The 24187-nt window shown below is 39.1% G+C and carries 14 protein-coding genes and 2 pseudogenes; 11 read left to right on the top strand and 5 right to left on the bottom strand.

Translation table 11 applies throughout. From position 1 onward, the window contains the following. Positions 1 to 13 precede the first annotated feature (13 nt). Positions 14 to 1237, bottom strand: coding sequence for an N-acetylmuramoyl-L-alanine amidase (locus tag BACCOP_RS04580; RefSeq protein ID WP_007566821.1), 1224 nt, complete (start codon positions 1235 to 1237; stop codon positions 14 to 16). A gap of 160 nt (positions 1238 to 1397) precedes the next feature. Here BACCOP_RS04580 and BACCOP_RS04575 point away from each other — a divergent pair, with 160 nt between their 5' ends. Continuing rightward, positions 1398 to 2339, top strand: a complete 942-nt coding sequence (locus tag BACCOP_RS04575; protein ID WP_007566819.1) for a bile acid:sodium symporter — start codon at positions 1398 to 1400, stop codon at positions 2337 to 2339. A gap of 236 nt (positions 2340 to 2575) precedes the next feature. On the opposite strand, the pseudogene BACCOP_RS04570 reads toward BACCOP_RS04575, so the two are convergent. After that, positions 2576 to 3794, bottom strand: a pseudogene (locus BACCOP_RS04570) (transposase). 415 nt (positions 3795 to 4209) lie between these two features. Here BACCOP_RS04570 and BACCOP_RS04565 point away from each other — a divergent pair. The 10 genes from BACCOP_RS04565 to BACCOP_RS04520 all read left to right on the top strand — a co-directional run bounded on the left by BACCOP_RS04565 (position 4210) and on the right by BACCOP_RS04520 (position 21810). Continuing rightward, positions 4210 to 6549 (top strand): glycoside hydrolase family 20 protein, encoded by a 2340-nt coding sequence (locus BACCOP_RS04565; RefSeq protein ID WP_007566813.1) that lies wholly within the window; start codon positions 4210 to 4212, stop codon positions 6547 to 6549. Between the two features lie 7 nt (positions 6550 to 6556). Continuing rightward, complete coding sequence (locus BACCOP_RS04560) at positions 6557 to 8614, top strand: glycoside hydrolase family 20 protein (protein ID WP_007566811.1); 2058 nt, start codon at positions 6557 to 6559, stop codon at positions 8612 to 8614. Positions 8615 to 8787: 173 nt separating this feature from the next. After that, positions 8788 to 11871: a SusC/RagA family TonB-linked outer membrane protein gene (locus tag BACCOP_RS04555; RefSeq protein ID WP_083779542.1), complete on the top strand. Its 3084-nt coding sequence runs from the start codon at positions 8788 to 8790 to the stop codon at positions 11869 to 11871. Positions 11872 to 11891: 20 nt separating this feature from the next. Beyond that, complete coding sequence (locus tag BACCOP_RS04550; protein ID WP_007566807.1) at positions 11892 to 13439, top strand: SusD/RagB family nutrient-binding outer membrane lipoprotein; 1548 nt, start codon at positions 11892 to 11894, stop codon at positions 13437 to 13439. A gap of 26 nt (positions 13440 to 13465) precedes the next feature. Beyond that, positions 13466 to 14605, top strand: a complete 1140-nt coding sequence (locus tag BACCOP_RS04545; protein WP_007566805.1) for a glycoside hydrolase family 18 — start codon at positions 13466 to 13468, stop codon at positions 14603 to 14605. A gap of 12 nt (positions 14606 to 14617) precedes the next feature. Continuing rightward, the gene (locus tag BACCOP_RS04540; RefSeq protein WP_007566803.1) at positions 14618 to 15832 is read left to right on the top strand and encodes a BT_3987 domain-containing protein; all 1215 of its coding nucleotides are present in this window, start codon (positions 14618 to 14620) and stop codon (positions 15830 to 15832) included. A 68-nt stretch (positions 15833 to 15900) separates the two neighbouring features. After that, the gene (locus tag BACCOP_RS04535) at positions 15901 to 16845 is read left to right on the top strand and encodes a DUF4999 domain-containing protein (protein ID WP_007566800.1); all 945 of its coding nucleotides are present in this window, start codon (positions 15901 to 15903) and stop codon (positions 16843 to 16845) included. A gap of 104 nt (positions 16846 to 16949) precedes the next feature. Then, on the top strand, positions 16950 to 19283 hold the full coding sequence (locus BACCOP_RS04530; RefSeq protein WP_007566798.1) for a glycoside hydrolase family 20 protein: 2334 nt from the start codon (positions 16950 to 16952) through the stop codon (positions 19281 to 19283). Positions 19284 to 19675: 392 nt separating this feature from the next. Beyond that, complete coding sequence (locus BACCOP_RS04525; RefSeq protein ID WP_007566796.1) at positions 19676 to 20692, top strand: AI-2E family transporter; 1017 nt, start codon at positions 19676 to 19678, stop codon at positions 20690 to 20692. Next, the gene (locus BACCOP_RS04520; protein WP_007566794.1) at positions 20689 to 21810 is read left to right on the top strand and encodes a tetratricopeptide repeat protein; all 1122 of its coding nucleotides are present in this window, start codon (positions 20689 to 20691) and stop codon (positions 21808 to 21810) included. The genes BACCOP_RS04525 and BACCOP_RS04520 overlap by 4 nt, the downstream gene beginning before the upstream one ends. Here the strand turns inward: BACCOP_RS04520 and BACCOP_RS04515 are convergent. The 3 genes and pseudogenes from BACCOP_RS04515 to BACCOP_RS20970 all read right to left on the bottom strand — a co-directional run. Then, entirely contained in the window at positions 21741 to 23048 is a 1308-nt protein-coding gene (locus BACCOP_RS04515; protein ID WP_007566792.1) for an MATE family efflux transporter, read from the bottom strand. The two genes, BACCOP_RS04520 and BACCOP_RS04515, sit on opposite strands and share 70 nt — an antisense overlap. A gap of 9 nt (positions 23049 to 23057) precedes the next feature. Next, positions 23058 to 23810, bottom strand: coding sequence for a biotin--[acetyl-CoA-carboxylase] ligase (locus BACCOP_RS04510; protein WP_040311830.1), 753 nt, complete (start codon positions 23808 to 23810; stop codon positions 23058 to 23060). 84 nt (positions 23811 to 23894) lie between these two features. After that, positions 23895 to 24182, bottom strand: a pseudogene (locus BACCOP_RS20970) (MmcQ/YjbR family DNA-binding protein); the annotation flags it as partial. Positions 24183 to 24187: the final 5 nt, after the last annotated feature.

The following is a 24187-nucleotide window of genomic DNA, read 5'->3' as shown; positions in this document are numbered from 1 at the left end:
CTGGATTCTATTGTTATCTGTTTTTCTTGAATTCTCTGATAGCTTGATTGATATTCATTTTTTCTCCGTTCTTGAAGGCTATAATGAAAGCATCCTTAAACTTACCGTCTACTTTACTTCGTTTTAAGCGGAGTATGCGGTTGTAATCCGTACTTTCCCCATAAGTATACTTGTAGATTCCGTTTTCCTTATAACGGCTTACAGGTGACAGTCCTTTGAATAATCTGCTTTGTGCAGGAAGTATTCTGTCTGAAGTAAGTATCTGAATTTTGAATACCGGCTTGTTATCTGTTTCTGTTTTCTTTGAAGTAGCTGTAGTGTTCTTTTCAGAAGGCTTGGATGCAACAGGAGAAGGACTTTGCATACTTTCTATGTTTGTTTGCTGTGGTTCTGATTCTGGAGTTTCTATATCTTCTTCTGGTTCACTGACTGGAGAAACTGCAGTTGCACTTTTTCGGCTATGCTGTTTATAATTTAAAAAAGCCTGATAAATGCTTTTGGCCAAAGCAGAGGAACCTTGTTCTGATAACAGATACGCTTCTTCGTTAGGATTGGTGATATATCCCAGTTCTATCAGCACGCTAGGCATTGATGTTTCACGTAGTACCAGAAAGCCAGCCTGATGCACTCCCTTATCTATACGGCGCGCACTTTGGCGGAACTGTTTTTGTATCATTGAAGCAAAGTTTACACTCTGCGACAAGTATTTATCCTGAAGAAACTCGAATATGATGTAGCTTTCAGCCGAATTTGGGTTAAATCCTGCATAACGTTGCTTGTAGTCGTCCTCTATTAAGATTACAGAGTTTTCTTTCTTGGCAACTTCCAGATTTTCTTGTGTACGGTGAAGACCTAGTGTATAGGTCTCTGTACCACTGACTTTGCTATTTCGTGATGCAAGAGAATTGGTGTGTATTGAAATAAATAAATCAGCCTTTGCGTTATTGGCTATTTCTGCTCGTCTGTGCAGTGGAACGAATGTATCCTTTTTACGGGTATATACGACGCGTGTATCATTACAGTTGTTTTCGATGAACTGTCCTAATTTTAATGCGACATTCAGGTTGATATTCTTTTCACGTCCGCGTTTTCCTATGGCACCGGGATCGTTTCCTCCATGTCCTGCATCGATAACTACAGTAAATTGCTTCTGTGCAGCAGCCTGTCCATTTTCTGATTGTCCGAAAATCAGCAGAAAACAAATAATATATAGTATGTGGAATATATTCTTTTTCATATAGTTCATTCGTTGCAAAGTTAATATTTTTTTTGCACTCTGTTTCTATTTACATTGACAAGAATTAGTTTTCAGTAGATAACGCCTATAAAAACAATTAAAATTACAATATGTTTTGATGGTTTTGCGTACTTTTGTCGGTTGAATAAACAGAGTGATTATGTTACAGTTTATAAAGAATTGGACACTTCCTCTTGCAATGCTTGCAGGAGTTATAGGTTATTTTTGTTTTGCGACATTCGATTTTCTGACTCCGACTCGGCCGGTTGTGAAAATTCTGATAGCATGGCTTACACCATTTCTTATTTTTGCCCAGTTGTTGCTGACTTTCTGTAAGGTTGAGGTAAAAGAACTTGTTCCGCAATGCTGGCAGGGATGGTTGTTGCTTGTCCAGTTCCTGTCTTGTTTGCTAGTAGCATGTCTGTTGCTTTTTTTGCCGCTGGATGAATATTGGCGTGCTGCATTGCAAGGAGCTATGGTATGTTTGATTTGTCCTACTGCTACAGCAGCAGCTGTTATTACTGGAAAGCTGGGAGGAAGTGCTGCTGCGCTTACTACTTATACATTGTTGTCAAATTTGCTTGCGGCTATCATGGTTCCATTGGTCTTTCCTTTGGTAGAACCAACTGATATTGCTTTTGGAGAATCTTTTTTGCGTATATTAGGAAAGGTCTTTCCATTGCTGTTGTTCCCATTTTTTACAGCTGTCCTTTTGCGCCGTTTCTTTCCTTCTGTTCACCGTTTTCTTGTAGGATTGAAAGATATGGCTTTTTATTTGTGGGCCTTAGCTCTGATTATTGTAATGGGACAGACTACCCGCTCGGTTGTTGAAGGAAACATTTCTGTGGGTGAAGAACTTCTGATTGCTTTCTGGGCTCTTGTTGTGTGTGTGTTGCAGTTCTGGCTTGGAAAGTATATTGGTGGCCGACACGACAACCGTATCAGTGGTGGCCAGGCATTAGGACAAAAAAATACGGTACTTGCAATATGGATGGCATACACTTATTTGAATCCGGCATCGGCGATAGCTCCTGGGAGTTATGTGGTATGGCAGAACATAATCAATAGCTGGCAGTTGTGGAAGAAAAGAAGGAATGGGTAATTTTTATACTCCTTATTATATATGCTGCATAAGCCGATGGTTATTTTGTTGAGTTCTGTTTCTGGTTTTGGCTTTTGAATCTGTATTGACTGATTTTATCTTATTGGCTGATTAAACAGCAATAGTCCTTAAAAATCAGAATAGGAATAAACTTTTTTGTATATGTTTTTTATTTCTATCAGCAATTTCTATTGAGCTTCTTTTATTGACAATAGTTCGTTAAAAATTCGCCAAGCCTAAGCGGCTTTGGCGGTAAATAAAATGAGTTCTTTGAAAAGTTTGTCAATTAATTGCGTGTTTGGCTCAATCCCAGACACGCAAATAAATCGTTCAAGCATGTAAGCATTGTGTATGACTGACTTGCATGATGATATGGAATATTTTATTCCCATCTTCTTACAGGCAGCTTTGGCAAGGTTTATCGCTGCAAGTGACGCATTGAAGTGAAATGCCAGTTTTCTGAAGTCGGTTGCCTGACAGTTCGTCATTCCGGCATGTTGCTTGGCATCGCGAAAGCAGAATTCGAGCTGGAAACGTGTCCTGTAGAAGTCTAAAACCTCCTTGGCATCCTGCATCTCGTCCGTGGAGAAATACAGCTGCCATTTGTCCGTTCTTCCATCCATAGGATACCATACAGCTAAGCTCACAAAAACGTTTGAGTGCTTTGGAGTATGCTTTCAGTCCATAAAGTTTACCCTTGTTCACTTTATACTCGGTACATCTTGTGATGTCCAGATTTTCAAAATCAATCTTTCCGTCATACAATTTTGGACGTCCGCGTTTTCCTGTCCTATTTTCTAAGGTGGGATAAAACAACACTGCATCATTTCTGAAGCGGCTTATAACGTGGAATCCGTTCTCACACAATGGTTTGATGAAAGTTGCCTTTGAAAAGAACGCATCACATACGACAGTGCCAGAAATACGTTTCAGATGTTCCTGTATGCTGATAAGGTAAGAACTGTACCAGTCTACAAGATTCTTCCCGTAGCTTTCCAACGTTGCGTTATCAGGTGTCTGTACAGAGCCCAAAGTCATACATTCATGGTTGTCAACGTCTATAACTCCAATACCGGTTATTTCCAGTCCACGTTTGTATTCACCGGCACAACCGGACCAGAAATAGCCAATCCACGGCGTTTTGCTGCCTGATTTTGGAATGAAAGACGGATCAACGGCTATCGCCTTGCGACCACCTTTAAGGTGTTCCCTGATGATGGCTTCATTGAAGGAAAACCAGTCAAAGTCATCATTCTCAAAATTGTTCCGGTATGTCTGTTCCGAGAAACATCCATATCGTCCCATTTGAAGGAAATTGACGCGGTTAGGTATAGCCATGAACAATTTCATTGCATCCATGAATACTTTCTGAAAAGATTTGCTTATATTTACAACTGATTCGAGAGCGTTTCTGCACTCGGATTGGTATTGCATAAGGAGTGATTCTTTAGTCATAATTAAAAGTGGTGGAATACTTCTAATTTACTAATAATCAACAAATTATGCAATACTTTTCTGTTGGTTTTCAGCTGTTTAGCATATCTTTTTCATCCCTTTTCTTACTCCTTGACGATTCATTCTTGACAGTATTTCAATGATCTCTTGAATATATTTTTGAACCGGATTATGCCGATTCTATGTTTAATTTTAATTTATCGGTAAAAATTTACCGAAGTATTGTTTATTGATATATTGATGATGTCAATTATATATGTTATAATTATTTAAATACAGAAATAAGGATTTGTTTATTATTAAAATATTTAATTAATATTCTTGCTATTGTTATTTAAATTTATACCTTTGCATAAGGTAATTGCAAAAATAGATGGAATTGCCATTTTGTTATACTTAAATCTTTACTTGCTGTATGAAAAGGATTTCATTTAATTTGATGGGCGTGCTGTGTATATTGTTTTCTACTTGTTTTTATGCATGCTCCGAAAAAAGAACGTTGAATTCTGATTATGAAATCATTCCCAAGCCACTAGATGTAAATTGTAAAGGAGATGCTTCTTTTTTGTTGAAAGACGGAGTTGCTGTTATATATCCTGAAAACAATCGGAAGATGCAGGATAATGCAGAGTTCTTGGTTGATTATGTAGAAAGACAGACAGGAGTAAAGCTGACTTCCCATGCTGGTATGCCGGTAGATGGAGCGATTTGCCTGACTCTTGATCTGAGTGACGATAACGCAGAAGCATATAAATTGATTGTTAATGATAAAAGAGTTTGCATTTCCGGAGCTTCCGAAGCTGGTGTCTTTTATGGCATCCAGACTTTAAGAAAATCTTTACCTGTGGCTCAGGATATAAACGTGAATTTATCTGCAGTAGAGATTTATGATAAGCCTCGGTTTGCTTATCGTGGTGCGATGCTGGATGTGGCTCGTCATTTCTATACGGTAGATGAAGTCAAGACTTTTATTGATATGCTCGCATTGCATAATATTAACCGTTTCCACTGGCATTTGACTGACGATCAGGGTTGGCGTATTGAAATAAAGAAATATCCCAAACTGATGTCTGTTGCTTCAGAGCGTAAAGAAACGGTAGTCGGTCGTTGGTATAGTGGTATATACGATGGGAAACCTTATGGTGGATATTATACTCAGGATGAATTGCGTGATGTAATTGATTATGCAGCCAAGCGTCATATTACTATCATTCCTGAAGTTGATTTGCCGGGACATATGCAGGCTGCACTGACAGCTTATCCAGAATTGGGCTGTACCGGAGGACCTTATGAAGTAAGAACGATATGGGGGGTATCTCAGGATGTTTTATGTGTAGGAAATGATTTTACATTGCAGTTTGTAAAAGACGTGTTGTCTGAAGTTGCTGATATATTCCCGTCTGAATATATTCATATTGGCGGAGATGAGTGTCCGAAAGTTCGTTGGGAGAAGTGTCCGAAGTGTCAGGAGCGAATCAAGAGTCTGGGATTGAAATCGGATGCCAAACATACAAAGGAACAACGTTTGCAGAGTTATATGATTCAGGAAGCTGCAAAATATCTGAAAGAGAAAGGAAAACGTATCATTGGTTGGACAGAGATACTGGAAGGAGGTTTGGTGCCTGATGCTACATTGATGTCGTGGATTGGTGAAAGTGGAGGCATTGAAGCTGCTCATCAGCATCACGATGTGATAATGACTCCCAATACATATTTGTATTTCGATTATTATCAGTCTAAGAAAGTGGAAGATGAGCCTCTGGCTATCGGTGGATATCTGCCTATTGAGAAGACTTATAATTATGAACCGATGCCTAAGGAACTGACGAAAGAAGAGCAGCAATATATAAAAGGTGTACAGGCTAATTTATGGACAGAATATATTCCTGTATTCTCTCAGGTTCAATATATGGTTCTTCCTCGTCTAGGAGCAGCTGCGGAAGTTCAGTGGACTGATCCTTCTAAAAAAGATTATAAAGATTTTCTGCGGAGAGTTCCTCATCTGGTTGCTGTATACGATTGTTATGGCTGGAATTATGCTACACATGTGTACGATGTAAATGTTGACATGAAAGCTGATACGGTAAATCATGTATTGAATGTACAGTTAAGTACGATGGCCGATGATCCTATTTATTATACACTTGATGGTCAGGATCCAACAGAAAAATCATTGAAATATACAAAACCTTTTACGATAGACCAGTCTGTTGTATTAAAAACAATGGCAGTTCATCCGGACCGTACAAGTAAAATATCTGTTGATACCATTCGTTTCAATAAAGCTACCTTGAAACCTGTTGTGCTGTTGCAGCCCAATGAATTCCGTTTTAGCCCTGACGGACCGGTCGTTTTGGTCGACGGAAGAAATGGTAATCACAGTTTCGATACAGGAGCATGGCTGGCTGTAGCAGGTAATGATTTGGAGGCTGTCATAAATATGCAGGCTGAAACTATATTGAGCTCAGCTTCAGTTCATGTATATGTCAGAAAAGATGCATGGCTTTTCGATGCCAGAGGTTTTTCTGTTTCTGTATCCTCCGACAATAAGAATTATAAAGAAGTTGCTTCTCAAGAGTATAAGCAAATGCAGGAGTCTGACTCAGATGGAATTATAGAACATGAGCTTTCATTTGATCCTTGTAAGGCTACATATGTTAAAATAAAGGTAATCAGTGAAAAGAGTATGCCCGATTGGCACTGGGATGCAGGTAAGGCTCCATTTTTATTGGTAGACGAAATAATTTTAAATTAATGATTATATGAAAAAATCACTGTTGGCTCTTTTGAGTCTGGTGCTGTTGCTGGCTGGCAGCTGTACAAAGAAAGATGAAGTAGCTATAACACCTTTGCCGCTTTCATGTTCTTTTGGTAACGGTACGTTCGAATGGAACAAGGACACTCGTGTTTCTTTTGAGGGAAATGAAGATGATTGGGCTATAGTTAAAACGGCATTTACTGAGACTAACTTACCAGTATCGTACGAAGCGGATAATACAAAGACAAATTCTATTCGTCTGGAACTGGTAGATGCTATTGAGGGTATTTCTTCTCCCGAAGGTTATTCTGTACATGTTGGCGAAGATGGAGTTTCTATAAAAGCTTTGTCTGATGCCGGTTTGTTCTATGGTGTACAGAGTTTAATCCAGTTGGCGGAGCAGGGTAAAGGACGTGTGCAGTTTGTTGATATAGTAGATGAACCTCGTTTTCCCTATCGAGGAATTATGCTTGATGTTTCGCGTCATTTCCGTTCGAAAGAATTTGTAAAGAAGCAGATAGATCTGTTATCTCATTATAAATTTAACAGATTGCATCTGCATCTTACTGATGCAGCAGGATGGAGAATTGCTATTGATAAATATCCTCGTTTGACTCAGTTGGCTGCATGGCGTAAAGGAAAGACTTGGAAAGAGTGGTGGAATGGTGATAGAGGATATTGTGAAGAAACAGATCCGGAAGCACAAGGAGGTTATTATACAAAAGATGATATCCGTGAGATGGTAGAGTATGCACGGTTACATTGTGTCACTATCATTCCAGAGATAGAAATGCCTTCTCATTCAGAAGAGGTGCTTACTGCATATCCGGAGTTATCGTGTACCCATGAACCGGGAAAGCAATCTGATTTTTGTGTCGGCAATGAAAAGACATTTGAATTTCTTGAAAATGTGCTGACAGAAGTAATGGAGTTGTTCCCTTCCGAATATATCCATATTGGAGGTGATGAAGCTTCGAAAGCTGCATGGAAAAGCTGTCCCTTGTGTCAGAAGTGTATGAAAGAAGAAGGGTTGAAGGATGTTGATGAATTGCAGAGTTATCTGATTCATCGTATGGAGCGTTTCCTGAACGAACATGGACGCAGTTTGCTGGGATGGGATGAAATACTTCAGGGTGGATTAGCTCCTAATGCAACTGTTATGTCATGGCGTGGTGAACAAGGCGGAATTGATGCCGTATTATCTGGTCATCATGCAATTATGACTCCTGGAGAATATTGTTATTTCGACAGTTATCAGGATGCACCATATTCTCAGCCTGAGGCTATTGGCGGTTATCTGCCGTTGGAAAAAGTATATTCTTATAATCCTGTTCCTGATTCCATTAGTGCAGACAAACAAGATTTTATATTGGGAGTCCAAGCAAATTTGTGGGCAGAATATATTCCAACTGATGAGCATATGGAATATATGCTTTATCCGCGTGCCATTGCATTGTCGGAAGTAGCATGGACTGCACCTGAAAAAAAATCTTGGGATTCTTTCCACGAAAGAATATTAAAGATAATACCGGTACTTAAAGAGAAAGGATATAATACTTTTGATTATGCTAAGGAAATAGGTAATAGAAAAGAATATAGCCAGCCGGTAGAACATTTGGCATTGGGTAAAAAAGTGACTTTCAATATTCCGTATTGGCCTAATTATCCGGCAAATGGAGAAAAAACATTGACTGATGGTCTGCGTGGAGGATGGAATTATAATGATAAACGTTGGCTGGGATTTGCAAATAATCATCGGATGGATGTAGTGATTGACTTGGAGAAGGTTACAAAGATTCATTCTGTCTCTGCTGATTTCATGCAGATTTGGGGACCTTATGTATACATGCCATCAAAAGTTGTCATATCATCTTCTGTTAATGGTAAAGATTATACTCAGCTAACTGCTATTGATCATCAGGTTCAAAAAGATGATTCAGTGTCATTTAAAAAATTCAGTTGGGAAGGTGAAACTGATGCACGATATATCAGATATCAGGCAATGGCTGATTCTTTATATAAAGATGGTATACAGTTTGTCGATGAAATCATTGTGAAATGATAGGTAATTAAATATCTTAAATTCGTTCTTAACATTTTTAAGATATTTAATTATTATAAAATATATATATAATTATTTTGTTTTTATACTATCGATAATGTAAAATAATTATATTTGCATCTGCTTTAAAAAAAATAGGATACCTTTTTTAATAACAAATTAAATCTTAATCTATGAAACGAAGTAAATTATCAAAATTACTCTTGTTCTTGCTGATTGCTTCCGGTCATAATGCAGCATTGTATGCTTCATCAAGTAGCAGTTCAGTATCAAATGAATCGTTGTCATCGAGTTCTGTGGCAAAGGTTACCACAACAGGTCAGGTAGTTGACGCAAAGGGTGAGCCCTTGATTGGCGTAAGTATCCTTGAAGTTGGAACAACAAACGGTACTATTACCGATATTGATGGTAATTTTACCTTGTCTGTGAATGAAGGAGCAACTCTTGAGATTTCTTATATCGGCTATAAGACTCAGACAATGACAGTTCGTCCTCAGTTGGGACAGATTGTAATGAAGGAAGACACAGAAGTCTTGGATGAGGTTGTCGTAACTGCCTTAGGTATCAAGCGTTCACAGAAAGCTTTGAGTTATAATGTGCAGGAAGTGAAAGGTGATGCTTTGACTGCTGTAAAAGATGCGAACTTTATGAATTCTTTGGCTGGTAAAGTTGCTGGTGTACAAATCAGTAGCGGTGCAACTGGTGCCGGTGGTGCTGCTCGTGTCGTTATGCGTGGTATGAAATCTTTGACAAAGGATAACAATGCCTTGTATGTAATAGATGGTGTGCCTATCTTTAATACAGGTTCGAGTGGTGGTGAAGGTCAGTACGGTGATATGGGTGGCTCTGATGCTGTTGCCGATTTGAACCCGGATGATATTGCCAGTGTTAGTATGATGACTGGTCCTTCTGCTGCTGCCTTGTATGGTTCTGCTGCTGCAAATGGTGTCGTATTGATTACTACAAAGAAAGGTCAGACTGAAAAAACTAATATTACAGTATCAAACAGTACAACTTTCTCTAAGGCATATATCATGCCTGAAATGCAAAATCGTTATGGTACAAGTTCTGGTTTGTTTAGCTGGGGAGCTGCTACAGCTAACAGATATGATCCTTCGGATTTCTTCAATGTAGGAACAAACATCATTAACTCAATTGCTTTATCTACAGGTAATTCAAAGAACCAGACTTATTTGTCTGCATCTACAACAAATTCAGATGGTATCCTTCCTAATAATAGTTATAACCGTTATAACTTTACGGCTCGTAATACAACAAACTTCTTGAATGATCGTTTGACTTTGGACATCGGTGCTCAATACATTATTCAGAATAATAAGAATATGGTGTCACAGGGACAGTATTACAACCCATTGCCAGCTCTGTATTTATTCCCTCGTGGTGATAACTTCGATGAAATCCGTTTGTATGAACGTTATGATACAGATTATGGATATATGAGGCAATATTGGCCATATGGTGATGGTGGTATGTCTTTACAAAATCCGTATTGGATTCAAAATAAAATTTTGCGTACTTCTGAAAAGAAACGTTATATGTTGAGCGCTTCTTTAAAATGGAAAGTTACCGATTGGTTCAATATTACAGGACGTGTAAATTTGGATAACTCAGATTATCGTAACCGTAATGAAAAATCGGCTTCTACTCTTACTACTTTCTGTGGTGTGAATGGTGGTTTGGAAGATGCAATGCGCCAGGAACGTTCGCTGTATGCTGATGTTTTAGGTAATATTGATAAAACTTTTGGTGAGTTTAGACTGAATGCAAACTTTGGTGCATCTATCTATCATACTTCGATGGATGAATTGTTCCTTGCCGGTGACTTGATTATTCCGAATTTCTTCCAAATTAATAACATTAACTTCTCTGCTAACTACAAACCGGATCCTCAAGGATACCAGGATGAAATTCAGAGTGTATTTGCTAGTGCTGAGTTAAGCTGGAGAAATCAGTTGTATTTAACATTAACAGGACGTAATGACTGGGATTCTAAATTAGCTTTCTCTGATCAGGCTTCTTTCTTCTATCCATCAGTTGGTTTGTCTGCTGTATTGTCTGAGATGTTTGAACTGCCGGAGGTTATTACTTATGCAAAGGTTCGTGGTTCATATACAGTTGTAGCTTCATCATTTGATCGTTATCTGACAAATCCTGGTTATGAATATAATGCTCAAACTCACAACTGGGAAAATCCGACTGTATACCCGATGGATAATATGAAACCAGAAAAGACTAAGTCTTGGGAAATCGGTCTTAATTTGAAGTTCTGGGAAAACCGTTTCAATTTAGATGCAACTTATTATCGGTCAAATACTTTAAATCAAACATTTAAGGTTGATATACCTTCTTCTTCTGGTTATAATAAAGCGATTGTACAAGCTGGTAACGTACAAAACCAAGGTCTGGAATTAGCTCTTGGCTTCCAGGATGAATGGGCTGGATTTGGATGGTCTTCAAATGCAACATTCACATTGAACCGTAATAAAGTTGTACGTTTGGCTAGTGGTAGTATAAATCCTGTGACCGGAGAAGAAATCCAAATGGATAATATGCCTGTTGGTTGGTTAGGAAAAGAAAATGTTGCTCCCCGCGTTATTTTGACAGAAGGTGGTTCAATGACTGATATTTATGTATACAATCAGTTAACTCGTGACAACAATGGTAACATTAAAGTAGACCAGAATGGAAATCTTTCAATGACATCTTCTTCTACGCCGACTAAAGTTGGAGATTTGGATGCAGATTTCAATTTGGGATGGACTAACCACTTTACTTATAAAGGTATTGATTTAGGAGTTGTTTTATCTGCTCGAGTTGGTGGATTGGCTTATTCAGCAACACAAGGTATTTTGGATTATTACGGTGTATCTGAAGCTTCTGCTACAGCTCGTGATAATGGTGGTATTCCTATTAATAATGGTATGGTTGATGCTCAGAAATACTATCAGACAATTGGTACAGGTGAAGGTGGATATGCTCGCTATTATTTGTATAGTGCAACAAATGTACGTTTGCAGGAATTGAGCTTGAACTATACTCTGCCTAAAAAATGGTTTAAGAATGTAGCTAATGTTACTTTAGGTGTTGTAGGACGTAACTTGTGGATGATTTATTGTAAAGCTCCTTTCGATCCAGAATTGTCTGCAGCTACTTCAAGTAACTATTATATGAATGTGGACTATTTTATGCAGCCAAGTTTGCGTAATATTGGTTTTAATGTAAAAGTTCAATTCTAATTTTAAAGGAGATTCACGTTATGAAAAATTATTTGAAACATATAACATTGGGAGCAGCTTTACTGATGTTGGCAGGAGGTTGTACCGATAAATTTGAAGAATATAATACTAATCAGTATCAGATCCATGAAGCCGATCCTGCTACACTGATGAAATCAATGATTGAAACTATTGTCAATATTCAGCAGAATGATTCTCAGATGATGGATCAGATGGTAGGACAGTTAGGTGGTTATCTTTGTTGTTCTAATACATGGAGTGGAACAAACTTTGGAACATTTAATCCAAGTGACGCATGGAGTGCAGGTCCATGGAATACTCCGTTTGAAAAGATTTATGGAAACTTTTTCCAAATTCAGGAAGCAACAAACTCTACAGGTCATTATTATGCATTTGCTTGCATGATTCGTGCCATTACCATGTTGCGTGTAGCAGACTGTTATGGTCCTCTTCCTTATAGTCAGGTAAAGAAAGGTAATTTCTATGTAGCTTACGATTCTCAGGAAGAAGTTTACAAGCATATTTTGGAAGACTTGGCAAATGCTGCAAGTGTGCTTTATGACTATTATGTAGGTACAAGTGGATTTGCTCCTCTAGGTTCAAATGATCCGGTGTTTGGCGGTAATTATGCAAGTTGGGCTAAATTGGCCAATTCTATGCGTTTACGCGTTGCAATGCGTATCAGCAATGCTTGGCCTGATATGGCAAAGGAAGCAGCTGAGGCTGCTGTTGCCGATAAGGCTGGATTAATTGAAACTAATGCTGACAATGCTATGATGGACTGTGGCACACAGACTAATCCTTATCAATTGGCTGCTGTCAGCTGGGGTGACTTGCGTGTAAATGCTAATATTGTCGATTATATGAATGCTTATAACGATCCTCGTATGCCTAAGTATTTTAATAAGTCGACTATGACAGGCAAAACAGATCAGTATGTCGGTATGCGTACAGGTGATAGCAATTTTGATAAAGGAGCTGCTTCTGCTTTCTCTACACCTGCCATTTCTGGATCTGATAAGTTGCTGGTATTTTGTGCTGCAGAAACAGCATTCTTACGTGCAGAAGGTATTTTAAGAGGCTGGAATGTTGGTAATAAATCTGCTAAGGAATATTATGAAACAGGTATTAATCTTTCTATGGAACAATATACTGTAGCTGCTGATGATTATTTAGCTATAGATCAAGCTCCTGTCGTATCACATGCTAGTGATGATGTACAAAACGCACCGGCTTCTATTACTAATACAGTATCTGTGAAATGGGATGACAACGATAATTCGCTTACAGGTAAAAACTTCCAGCGTATTATTACTCAGAAGTGGATTGCCAATTATCCTTTGGGTATGGAAGCATGGGCAGAATATCGTAGAACAGGTTATCCTGAACTTTATCCTTGCATTGATAATCTTTCCGATTGTGGCGTAAGTAGTATAAGAGGTATGCGTCGTTTGAGCTTCCCATATACAGAAGCACAGAATAATACAGCAAACTATAATCAGGGTGTAGCTGAATTGGGTGGCGCTGACAATGAAGCTACTGATTTGAAATGGGCAAAGAAAAATTAATTGAATATTCAAAAAAGAAATAATCTATGAAAAAGAGATATTATATATACGCATTGTTACTTTCCTTAGCCGCTCCTTTTGTAGCAAGCTGTAGCGATTGGACGGAAACCGAAGCAGAGAGCTTTCCTGAAGAAATTACATCTGAAGAATATTATGCTGCATTAAGAGCGTATAAGCAGACTGATCATCAGGTTGCTTTCGGATGGTATAGTGGATGGAATGCTGAAGGTGCTTTTATGAAAACATCTTTAGCTGGTATCCCGGATAGTATGGATATTGTATCTATTTGGGACAATGGCTTGGATTTATCTGATGCTCAAAAACGAGATATGCAGTTTGTACAGCAGGTAAAAGGTACTAAAATCATATATTGCTCTATTATAGATAATATTGGCAAAGGTATGACTCCTAAATCTGTTACTGCCAACTGGGAAGAAAATGGATATGCCAGTGAACAGGATGCTATTAATGAATTTTGGGGGTGGCCTGAAGATGAAAGCAATACAGAAGCTGTAGAAAATGCAATCCGTACATATGCCAGAGCTGTAGCTGATACCTTGAATAAGTATGGATATGATGGGTTTGATATTGACTATGAGCCCGTTGCTGGACCTTATCATGGTAATATTGTCAAACAGAGTGATAATAATAACTTTTTCATTTTTGTAGATGAATTAGGTAAGTACTTTGGACCTAAATCTGGAACAGGAAAGCTGTTGGTTATAGACGGAGAGCCTCAGAGAATAACAGATAGACCGGAAATTGGACATTATTTCGATTATTTCATTATTCAGGCTTATAGTTGCTCTGGGGATGGTAATTTGAATGGTCGTTTGATTGACGGAAATGTTTGGGGACCTGCTCTGATTTCTACATTTGGCGAAGAATTAGGTGAAGAGAAGGTTACTAATATGACTATAATGACTGAAAATTTTGAAGCAGTAGATATTGCCATGAATGGTGGATATGATTTTACTGATAGTTATGGAAATAAAATGAAGTCATTAGAAGGCATGGCTCGTTGGGTTCCACGTAACGGTTTCCAGAAAGCAGGCGTCGGAGCTTATCGTATGGAAGCTGAATTTGGAACAAATCCTGAATATAAGAATATGCGAAATGCTATTCAGATAATGAATCCTTCTAGTCACACATTATTAAAAAAATAAGAGAAATAATTTATGAAACGGAAAAATTATATAAAAATATGGCTTCTTTCAGCTGTTATTGCTGGATTGGGAGCTTTTACATCTTGCGATAATGCTGAATATGATGTATTAGATACTCATGCATTTATTAAAGAAGCATTGTCTGGTACTAGTTCGAAGGTTAATGTCAGTGTAGATGGTGAAAGTAAAACAACCTTGAACATACATTTGAGTGATTTGTCAACTACTGATAATCATTATAAATTAGTTGTAGATCCTTCTGTTCTGGATGAGTTTAATAGACAGAATGGAACAAGTTACATAACATTACCTAAAGGTCAGTATATATTGCCGGAAGATATATTGATTAAAGCTGGTGAGTACAATGCAGAGGAAACAGAAATTACTTTGGAAGCTTTCTCTGATGAAATGATGAAATCGGGCGAGTCTTACGCTTTACCTTTACGTTTGGTTGCCAAAGATGGAGCTTTGCCTGCAATGGATAATACTGGTAGCTTTGTTATTCTAGCAGAAAGTACTATTCGTTTTTCTGCCCCAATGTTTGTTGGAGGTGCAAAACTATTCTCACAGAGCTATATTGATAATCCGGAAACTTATGCTCAGTATACCATTGAAGTACGTTTCCAGGTGAGTGATACAGATAATCGTAACCGTGCAGTCTTCTCAACAGACGATGGAGGAAGTGATAAAAAGCGTTACATTTTATTGCGTTTTGAAGACCCGAATGCTGAAAATCCTGATCATCCTTTGCATTCTCTGGTTCAGATTCAGTTGCATGATGGTATGTATGTTAACCCAAGTCATCATTTTGAAGTTAACAAATGGCAGCATTTGGCTGTGACATTTGATGGTATGAACTACAAGATTTATGTTAACGGTGTAGATAGTGGTACATTAGCTTGCTCAGATCCTTGTAGAACATTTACTAGTATAAATTGGTTTACCGATGGTGATGGTAACCAAAGTGGCTGGTGGGGAAGCTGTAAGATCTTAGTAAGTGAAGCTCGTATTTGGTCTGTTGCACGTTCTGCCGTTCAGATTCAGAATAGCATGGTACAGGTTAGTCCAAGTTCTGAAGGATTGGAAGCATACTGGCGCTTGAATGAAGGAGAAGGTAAGAACTTTGTTGATGCTACAGGACATAATCATTCTTTAACTACTTCTAAAGATGTTGTTTGGGTTCACGATATTTTATCTACAGATGAATCTACAGCATGGCCTGAATAATTATTTTGTTAACATAAAGGTGCTATCCCGATTTAGAGGATAGTACCTTTGAAAAGAATCTTAATAATATGAAAAAGTTTTTACGATATATATTAGTTGCGGCTATTTCGAGCTGCATCATTCCGTTTTCTTCATGTAGTGATGATGATGAGAATGCGGTAAATGAATGGAATATGACATATGTTTCTCTGTTGCCGACGAATTATCTGAAGCCTATACAAACTGTAACTTTGGAACATTTTACAGGAAAGGAGATTGAGGGTACAGTGGCTATGGATGTGATGGCTACTATACAGAAAGCGGCTAGTAATGATATTACGGTAGATATAAGTGCTACATGTGAAGGAATTAGTTCAGAAAAAATAACAATGTCGTCAAATAAAGCTGTGATAAAAGCTGGTAGTACAAAATCAGAACCAGTTTCTATATCTATCACAGATTGGTCGGATATTGCTTCTGTTTCAGAAGCTGCTGAATATACATTAAATATTAATGTAGCAGGAATTGAGTCAGTTGCTTCGGATGTTGTTCTTTCTGATTTGCATAAGTCACTTTCTGTGAAGATTCAAAAGAAGGAAGAAAGAGAAGAGGATTTATTATTCTTTGGAAAGACTCCGGAAAATAGTACTTTGAATACAGATATCACTAATTGGGTATTTACTTTTATGGATGGAGTGGAAAATGCAGCTGCTAATTCTGTGAATGGTAAAGGAGGCGGTGATGTTGCTACTAATGGTACTCCATTCTGGCTTACTGTCGACCTAAAAGAAGTAAAAAATGTTACAGGTATTCAGACTTCTCACTGGGGAGGAGGATTTTGTCCGACTAAAGTTGAAATCTTTACTTCAGAAAATGGTTCTTCTTGGAAATCTATGGGACAAGTTGCAACATCAGGTGCTTATCATAATATAGCATTTAAATATACAGTTGCAACTCGTTACTTGAAGTATCAGATGATTGAGGTTCCGTCTAGAGTAGATATTACAAAATTCTATATCTATACTGCGAACTAATATTATAGCTGCATTTATTTTTTAGTTACACATTAAGTTATTTAAGAGCAGACTTTTTATGTATTATATTGAGTTTGCTCTTAATTTTTTTAATAAAGTTCTGTATGAAGAAGAATATAATTACGGGATTAGTTCTTTTGGTATGGGGAAGTGTTTTTTATTCGTGTACGAGTGAGAAGACTGTTCAGGCCGATTTTGATATTATTCCTTTACCACAGCATGTTGAAAAAATCTCATCGGATAAGGGTTTTGAACTAGCAGGTACGACTTCTATTGTATATCCTGAAGGTGATGAGGCTATGAAACGTAATGCTGAGTTTTTGTCTGGGTATATAGCTGGACAGACAGGCAAGAAACTGGACGTTACAGATAAGAAAGTAGAGAAGAATGCAATTGTTTTGTCAACCGGACTGGATGATAAGAACCCGGAAGCATATCGCCTGGTTGTTGGTGATAATAATATTAGCATACAAGGTGCTTCAGCAGCAGGAGTATTTTATGGGATTCAGACTTTGCGTAAGGCTATGGCTGATACGGAACATGGAAATGTAGTGTATCCGGCAGTAGAGATAAATGACTTTCCGCGTTTTTCATATCGTGGAGTGCATTTGGATGTTTCGCGTCATTTCTTTCCGGCAGATTCTATTAAGCGTTTTATAGATATGCTTGCCTTGCATAATATAAACAGATTACATTGGCATCTTACTGACGATCAGGGATGGAGAATTGAAATAAAGAAACGTCCGGAACTTACGACTATTGGCTCTAAACGTGCAAAAACTGTTATAGGACGTAATTCGGGAGAATATGATAATGTAGAATATGGAGGGTTTTATACTCAGGATGAAGCCCGTGATATTGTAAAATATGCTCAGGAAAGATTTATAACAGTCGTTCCGGAAATTGATTTGCCAGGACATATGCAAGCTGCTTTAGCTGCCTATCCTTATCTGGGATGTACGGGTGGACCGTATGAAGTATGGCAGCAGTGGGGAGTATCTGAGGATGTCCTGTGTGCGGGTAATGATGAAACGCTTAAATTCATAGAAGATGTTTTGGGCGAAATTGTTGAAGTTTTTCCCTCTGAGTATATTCATGTAGGAGGAGATGAGTGCCCAAAGGTACGTTGGCAGAAATGTCCGAAATGTCAGGCACGTATTAAGGCTTTGGGAATTAAGTCTGATGCTAAACATACGGCCGAACAGAAATTGCAGTCTTATATTATTGGATATGCAGAGAAGTTCCTGAATGAAAAAGGACGTAAAATTATAGGTTGGGATGAAATACTGGAAGGTGGCTTGAGTCCTACAGCTACAGTTATGTCATGGAGAGGCAGCGAAGGTGGCATTGAGGCTGCCAAGATGGGCAATGACGCTATCATGACTCCAGCTTCGCATCTGTATTTTGATTATTATCAGACGATAGATACAGAGAATGAGCCTTTGGCTATCGGAGGATATGTATCTGTAGAAAGAGTATATAGCTACGAACCGGTAGATAAGAGTCTGACACCAGAGGAGGCTGCTCATATTATCGGTGTGCAAGCTAACTTATGGACCGAATATATCCCTACTTATAGTCAGTTGGAATATATGGAATTACCTCGTCTGGCTGCTTTGTCAGAAGTTCAGTGGACTCTTCCGGAAAAGAAAAACTACGATAATTTCTTGCAGCGTCTGCCTAAACTGATATCAGTGTATGATGATAACGGATATAATTATGCCAAGCATGTCTTCAATGTCAAGGCTGAGTATATTACTGATTATACAGATAATTCCATAAAGGTCGTTTTATCAGCTATAGGAGATTCTCCTATTTATTATACGCTTGATGGTAGTGAACCTACAGAAAAATCTCAGCAATATACTGATACGCTCGCTTTAAAAGAAAGCTGTGTCTTAAAGGCTGTTACGATACGTCGTAATGCTAAGAGTGCCGTACTTACAGAAAAGATCGATTTTAACAAGGCTACTGCCAAACCGCTGATATTGTTACAACCAATCAATGAAAAGTATAAATATAATGGTGAATATACGTTGGTTGATGGTTTGAGTGGAACACCTAACTACAGAACTGGCAGGTGGATTGCATTTTACAAAAATGACATGGAGCTGGTTGTCGATTTGAAACAAGAAACCTCTGTCCATAAAGCTTGGGTACGTACTTATGTAGAGATTGGTGAAGAAATCCTGGACGTAAGAAGTATTTCTGTATTGTCATCTGCCGATGGTAAAATCTATAAAGAATTAAAGACTGTCGATTATCCGGCTGTCACTTCAAAAGATAAAAATGGTATTTACAAACATGAAGTGGACTTTGATACAGTAAATGCGCGTTATATCAAGATTATAGCGAAGCCGGAATATAAGATTCCTTCATGGCATTGGGGAAGCGGCCGACCTGCTTTCATTTTTGTCGATGAAGTTGGATTAGAATAAAAATGTTGAAAAAAATATCTAGGTATTAGGTATTTTTTAAGTGGTTGAGGCATTTGACTATATGTTGATTGTCAATGCCGGGTCGTTTATGGGACGTTTGTTTTATGCTGGGAAGTATATATGACGGTTACCATAAACGACCTTTTTGTTCATGCTATCACTCTTGTTTGTTTAAAGTTGTTTCATGATTTGAAAATCGTACTAGGTATAATTTATTACAGGGATTTTATTGGAATCATGCAGATAAAGTAACAAGGCTCTCAGAATATTAATTTCCGGTAATTTTTCATTGAAAATTCAATTGTAAATCACTTGCTGATAAGTATATTTCCGTAACTTTGCCCCAAGCATACAATATATTTATTACAAACTAAAAACGGAACTTATTAGGTATGAAAGAACAATACTGGAAATATTCTCTAATTATTTTCATCATAGGGTTAGGAATATTGTTATTTCGTCAGGCTCAGCCTTTTATGAACGGGATATTAGGAGGATTTACTTTATATATTTTGTTGCGTAACTTTTCCAACTGGCTTCAGACGAAGATAAAACCTTTGCTGGCTGTGTGGATGATAACTATCGGCGTTACACTTTTTATTCTGATTCCGGTGTCGCTGTTCAGTTGGGCTATTGTAAGTCAGATTTCAGGAATGCATTTCGATACTCAGGCCATTATCCAGCCGGCTCATCAGGTTATTGACATCATCGAAGAACGTACGGGATTCGATTTGCTGTCGGAGAAAAGTTTGTCATTTATGGTTGTACAGGCATCGTCTATTGGCCAGAAAATCATGACAGGTGTAAGTGATCTTATTGTAAACTTGGCTGTTGCTATTATGTTGATGTTTTTCATGCTTTGGGAAGGTCGGAAAATGGAACATTATGTATCTACGATCATGCCCTTTGAAGAAAGCAATAAGCGTGAAGTGTTGAATAAAATTCAGCTGATGGTTCGTTCTAATGCGATAGGTATACCATTGCTGGCTGTCATACAAGGAATTATTTCGTTAGGAGGATATTTATTATGTGATGCTCCCAATCCTTATCTGACAGCTTTGCTTACAGCCTTTGCTTCAATTATTCCATTGGTAGGTACTGCCTTAATCTGGATTCCCGTATCCATTTACTTCCTGATAATGGGCGAATGGATCAATGCGCTTATCCTTTTGGGATATGGAGGTATTATAATTTCCCAGTGTGATAATCTGATCCGTTTTCTCCTTCAGAAGAAAATGGCAAACATACATCCGTTGATTACGATTTTCGGTGTAGTTGCCGGACTGCCTATTTTTGGCTTTATGGGAATTATTTTCGGTCCGTTGCTGGTTTCTTTGTTTTTGTTGTTCCTCGATATGTTCCGAAAAGAATATCTGTTGGATGGTACTGAGGAGGAAGGAAAAGCATGAGATCGGTCTGTATACATTCGTCGGAAAGGTTGAACCTGGATGCTTTTTTGCATGAACTGGATGTTCCTGTGCGTTTTGAATTTGAGGGGTATGATGAGGAACGTTCTTATTACTATTTCAGCCGTCCGGGGATTTCCACTACTTTGTTTGTCATAGCAGAAGGTCCGGATGAATATGAAGTTATGATAGACGGACTTGCTTCTTATAGCGATTATAAATTCTTTCCATATCTGGCCGATTGCTTATGTCAGCATCTCAATCATGAATCATTGGTTATTCCCGAGTCGGCAGGTCGAACAGCTTATCGTGTATACGATGAGTCCTGGATTGAAGACTCCATTGGGGAAGAAGTCGCTATGTTAAAGTCCGCCTTGTCTGTGTTTCCCCGCTATTATGTGGGATTTCCGTTGGAAGGTGTAGGATATATTTCCTTAGACTTGCTGGCACAATATGGGGTTAATCTGCATTCTTCAACTCCGCGGATTTATGGCTACATACAGTATATCATGAGAAATGGCTTGCTTCCTCAGGCGACAGATGCAGAACTGGAAGAAGACCGTAATCGGGAAGACCAGGAAACGGAAGTGGACGTTCCCCAGCATATATCGATAGGCAGGGTGAAATCGTGGCAAATTGACGGAGCGGAAACTTGGGAAAGTTATTCTCGTGAAGATACGGAGATGCTGCTTAAATTGGGTGAAGACTATCAGTCGGGCAGGGAAGTTGCAGGAGTCGTTTTGAATGATTTGGGAACCATTTATCAGGAAGGTATCGGTGTTGGACGCGACGGACTGAAAGCTGAGTATTGGTTCAAGCAGGCTTATCTTCAGGGAGACCATTTGTATGCTCCTACTAATCTGGGAGATTTATACAGAAAAGGGTGCGGCGAGTTGCCGTCATCTCTTCCTCTGGCTTTCGAGGCATATAGAAAATCGGAAGATATCTATGCGCTTTATCGTATTGGACAAGCCTACGAGGAAGGATGGACAGGTACACCGGATATGGAAAAAGCTTTGTTCTGGTATCGGAAAGCAGCAGAAAAAAGGCATCATCTGGCAGTACGAAGACTGGAAGAATTAAGCAGTAGTGCCTGCATGATGCCACGCAATGCCAGATAAACGATAAATCCCAGCCATAGCGCATGGTTATGCAATACGTTATGCAGGCTGTAATAAATCAGGAAAAAGCTTCCCGAAGCTACAACCATCGCTTTCAGCATGATATTGGTGGAAGTGGCTCCGATGCAGATACCGTCTAGCAGAAATGCTGCAAATCCTGCAAGAGGGATGGCAAGTACCCAGTAGAAATAATCCCCCGACGTAGAGATAACCGATTGTTCGTTTGTAAGCAAACCTAGAAATTCTTTTCCTCCTATGCCATACAGCAGAGTAAAGGCTAGCGATAAGGCAATTCCCCAGCCAAACAAATGACGGATAGTGCGTTGTAATTCCTGCCTGTTTCCAGCTCCTATATATTTTCCGGTCAACGCTTCGCCTGCATAGGCAAATCCATCCATGATGTAAGAGAATAGCGTAAACAACTGCATCAGCAATGTATTGACAGCCAAAACAACATCGCCGAATGCTGCTCCGGTTGATGTGAAGAATACTGTAACGGCCACCAAGCAGAGTGTACGCAGGAATATATCCCGGTTCACTTGGAACAGACGTTTCATGGCATCATGAGTAAAGAGTTGCTTACGGCTGATGTATTTTCGTAAAGGACGGTAATAACGCAGCCAGAGCAGATAAGCCATGAAAAGTCCGGCATACTGTGCAATGAGGGTTCCCAGAGCAACTCCTTCCACTTTCATGCCGAATACAAATACGAAAAGCAGACTGGCAACTATGTTTACGATATTCTGTGTAATGGCAATAAACATCGGGAAGCGTGAATTTTGCATACCTATAAACCATCCTGAGAAACTATACAACCCCAGTGTGGCAGGTGCTCCCCAGATACAGATATGGAAATACAGCGTGGCAAGTTGTTGTACCTCGGCGCTTGTGTCGATCAGTTCAAAAGCTATCAGACGTATCGGATATTGCAGGATGAGAAGAGCTAGTGCCAGCATCAGGCTGATACCAGTAGAACGCAGCAGGATGCGGGTTACCTCCTTCAGGTCGTGTGCTCCGTAGGCTTGTGCCGTCAGGCCGCTTGTTCCCATCCGCAGGAAACCGAATATCCAGTAAATCATATTGAACAGCATGCCTCCTACGGCTATGGCTCCGATGTAAGAAGCCGAACCAAGATGTCCTACAATGGTTACGTCTATCAGTCCTAGAAGAGGTACTGTGATATTTGAAATAATAGAGGGTATGGCTATATGCAGTATTCGCTGGCTGGTTGGTGACATGTGCTGAGATTATAATTCGAAAGATACTTCTTTAAACATATATTCTCTTCTTTTCCCGCTTTCGTCTTCCAGAATCAAAGCTCCGGATGGCTCAATTCCACAGATGCGGGCGCGGAAACTTCCGTCTTTATCTGTGTAGGGATAGAAACCTTCTTTACGGTAAAGCACGTCCTGATAGCGTGAGGCAATCAATTCGGTTTCTCCGTTTTTCAGAAGTGTGTAGTAGTGAGCCACACGCTCCATCAATTGATGAAGTATTTCCTTACGGTCGTAGCGTTGTCCGGTTATCTGGAAAAGCGATACCGGATTGGGGGCGTCACTTATAAAACGCTCCTGATTCAGATTGACTCCTGTCCCCGAAATAGAACGACTGATGTGTATGCCTGTCAGGTCGTTTTCTATCAGTGTACCACATATTTTTTTGTCCTTCCAGTAAATATCGTTGGGCCACTTGATGCGGATTCCGTCGGTGTATTGCGATAAAACTTCTTGCAGTGCGAGGGCTGTAATCTGTGAAAGATAGAATTGCTTCCGGGCTTCCAGAAAGTCGGGATAAAGTACGAAGCTGAAAAGCAGGTTTGCTCCGTCTTCCGACTCCCAGCTGTTGCCTCTCTGTCCTCGTCCGGCTGTCTGAAAATCGGTATAAACGCTGGTCAGTTCTTCTACGGAAGAATTGTTGCACAGTTCGTCCAGATAACTGTTTGTCGAGGTGGTTTCATGTAAAAAAACAGGTTCTGGAAGATGCTCGGAAAATATGCTGATATTTTCCTGAAAACATGCTGATATTTTATTGAAAACATCACGTTGTTTTTTCGTGAACTTCCCGACGACTTCTTCGTACGAGTGATCTATCAGATCGCGGATGAGGCTGTCGGGCACATCACTGTTTAAGGCGACCTGATTCCAGTACTTTTTATTGAAATGATAAGCTCCTTCTATTCCGTTATAATGTTCGCGCAGTTCGATGGCATAATCCGGATTACATTTCATGCTGACACAGTCTGGATGTTCCAGGTCAACCAGCAGGAACATGCGGTCTACCACTTTAAATACAAGGGTTGTTTCGTCGAAAGGGAAACATTCTGTTACGGCTTTCTTGCTTAAGCAATATTGACGGAGTGCTTCTATATCCATAGCTT

Origin of the sequence: Phocaeicola coprocola DSM 17136 (assembly GCF_000154845.1) — a bacterium.
In the GTDB taxonomy this organism is placed as follows: Bacteria; Bacteroidota; Bacteroidia; order Bacteroidales; family Bacteroidaceae; genus Phocaeicola; species Phocaeicola coprocola.
Note: the sequence above shows the minus strand (reverse complement) of the source record. Positions and strands in the feature narration are given on the sequence as shown.

What these genes read in the sequence shown, in the direction of transcription:
- BACCOP_RS04580 (WP_007566821.1), bottom strand. Translation starts at nt 1,237, where the DNA reads ATGAAAAAGAATATATTCCACATACTATATATTATTTGTTTTCTGCTG.
- BACCOP_RS04575 (WP_007566819.1), top strand. Translation starts at nt 1,398, where the DNA reads ATGTTACAGTTTATAAAGAATTGGACACTTCCTCTTGCAATGCTTGCA.
- BACCOP_RS04565 (WP_007566813.1), top strand. Translation starts at nt 4,210, where the DNA reads ATGAAAAGGATTTCATTTAATTTGATGGGCGTGCTGTGTATATTGTTT.
- BACCOP_RS04560 (WP_007566811.1), top strand. Translation starts at nt 6,557, where the DNA reads ATGAAAAAATCACTGTTGGCTCTTTTGAGTCTGGTGCTGTTGCTGGCT.
- BACCOP_RS04555 (WP_083779542.1), top strand. Translation starts at nt 8,788, where the DNA reads ATGAAACGAAGTAAATTATCAAAATTACTCTTGTTCTTGCTGATTGCT.
- BACCOP_RS04550 (WP_007566807.1), top strand. Translation starts at nt 11,892, where the DNA reads ATGAAAAATTATTTGAAACATATAACATTGGGAGCAGCTTTACTGATG.
- BACCOP_RS04545 (WP_007566805.1), top strand. Translation starts at nt 13,466, where the DNA reads ATGAAAAAGAGATATTATATATACGCATTGTTACTTTCCTTAGCCGCT.
- BACCOP_RS04540 (WP_007566803.1), top strand. Translation starts at nt 14,618, where the DNA reads ATGAAACGGAAAAATTATATAAAAATATGGCTTCTTTCAGCTGTTATT.
- BACCOP_RS04535 (WP_007566800.1), top strand. Translation starts at nt 15,901, where the DNA reads ATGAAAAAGTTTTTACGATATATATTAGTTGCGGCTATTTCGAGCTGC.
- BACCOP_RS04530 (WP_007566798.1), top strand. Translation starts at nt 16,950, where the DNA reads ATGAAGAAGAATATAATTACGGGATTAGTTCTTTTGGTATGGGGAAGT.
- BACCOP_RS04525 (WP_007566796.1), top strand. Translation starts at nt 19,676, where the DNA reads ATGAAAGAACAATACTGGAAATATTCTCTAATTATTTTCATCATAGGG.
- BACCOP_RS04520 (WP_007566794.1), top strand. Translation starts at nt 20,689, where the DNA reads ATGAGATCGGTCTGTATACATTCGTCGGAAAGGTTGAACCTGGATGCT.
- BACCOP_RS04515 (WP_007566792.1), bottom strand. Translation starts at nt 23,048, where the DNA reads ATGTCACCAACCAGCCAGCGAATACTGCATATAGCCATACCCTCTATT.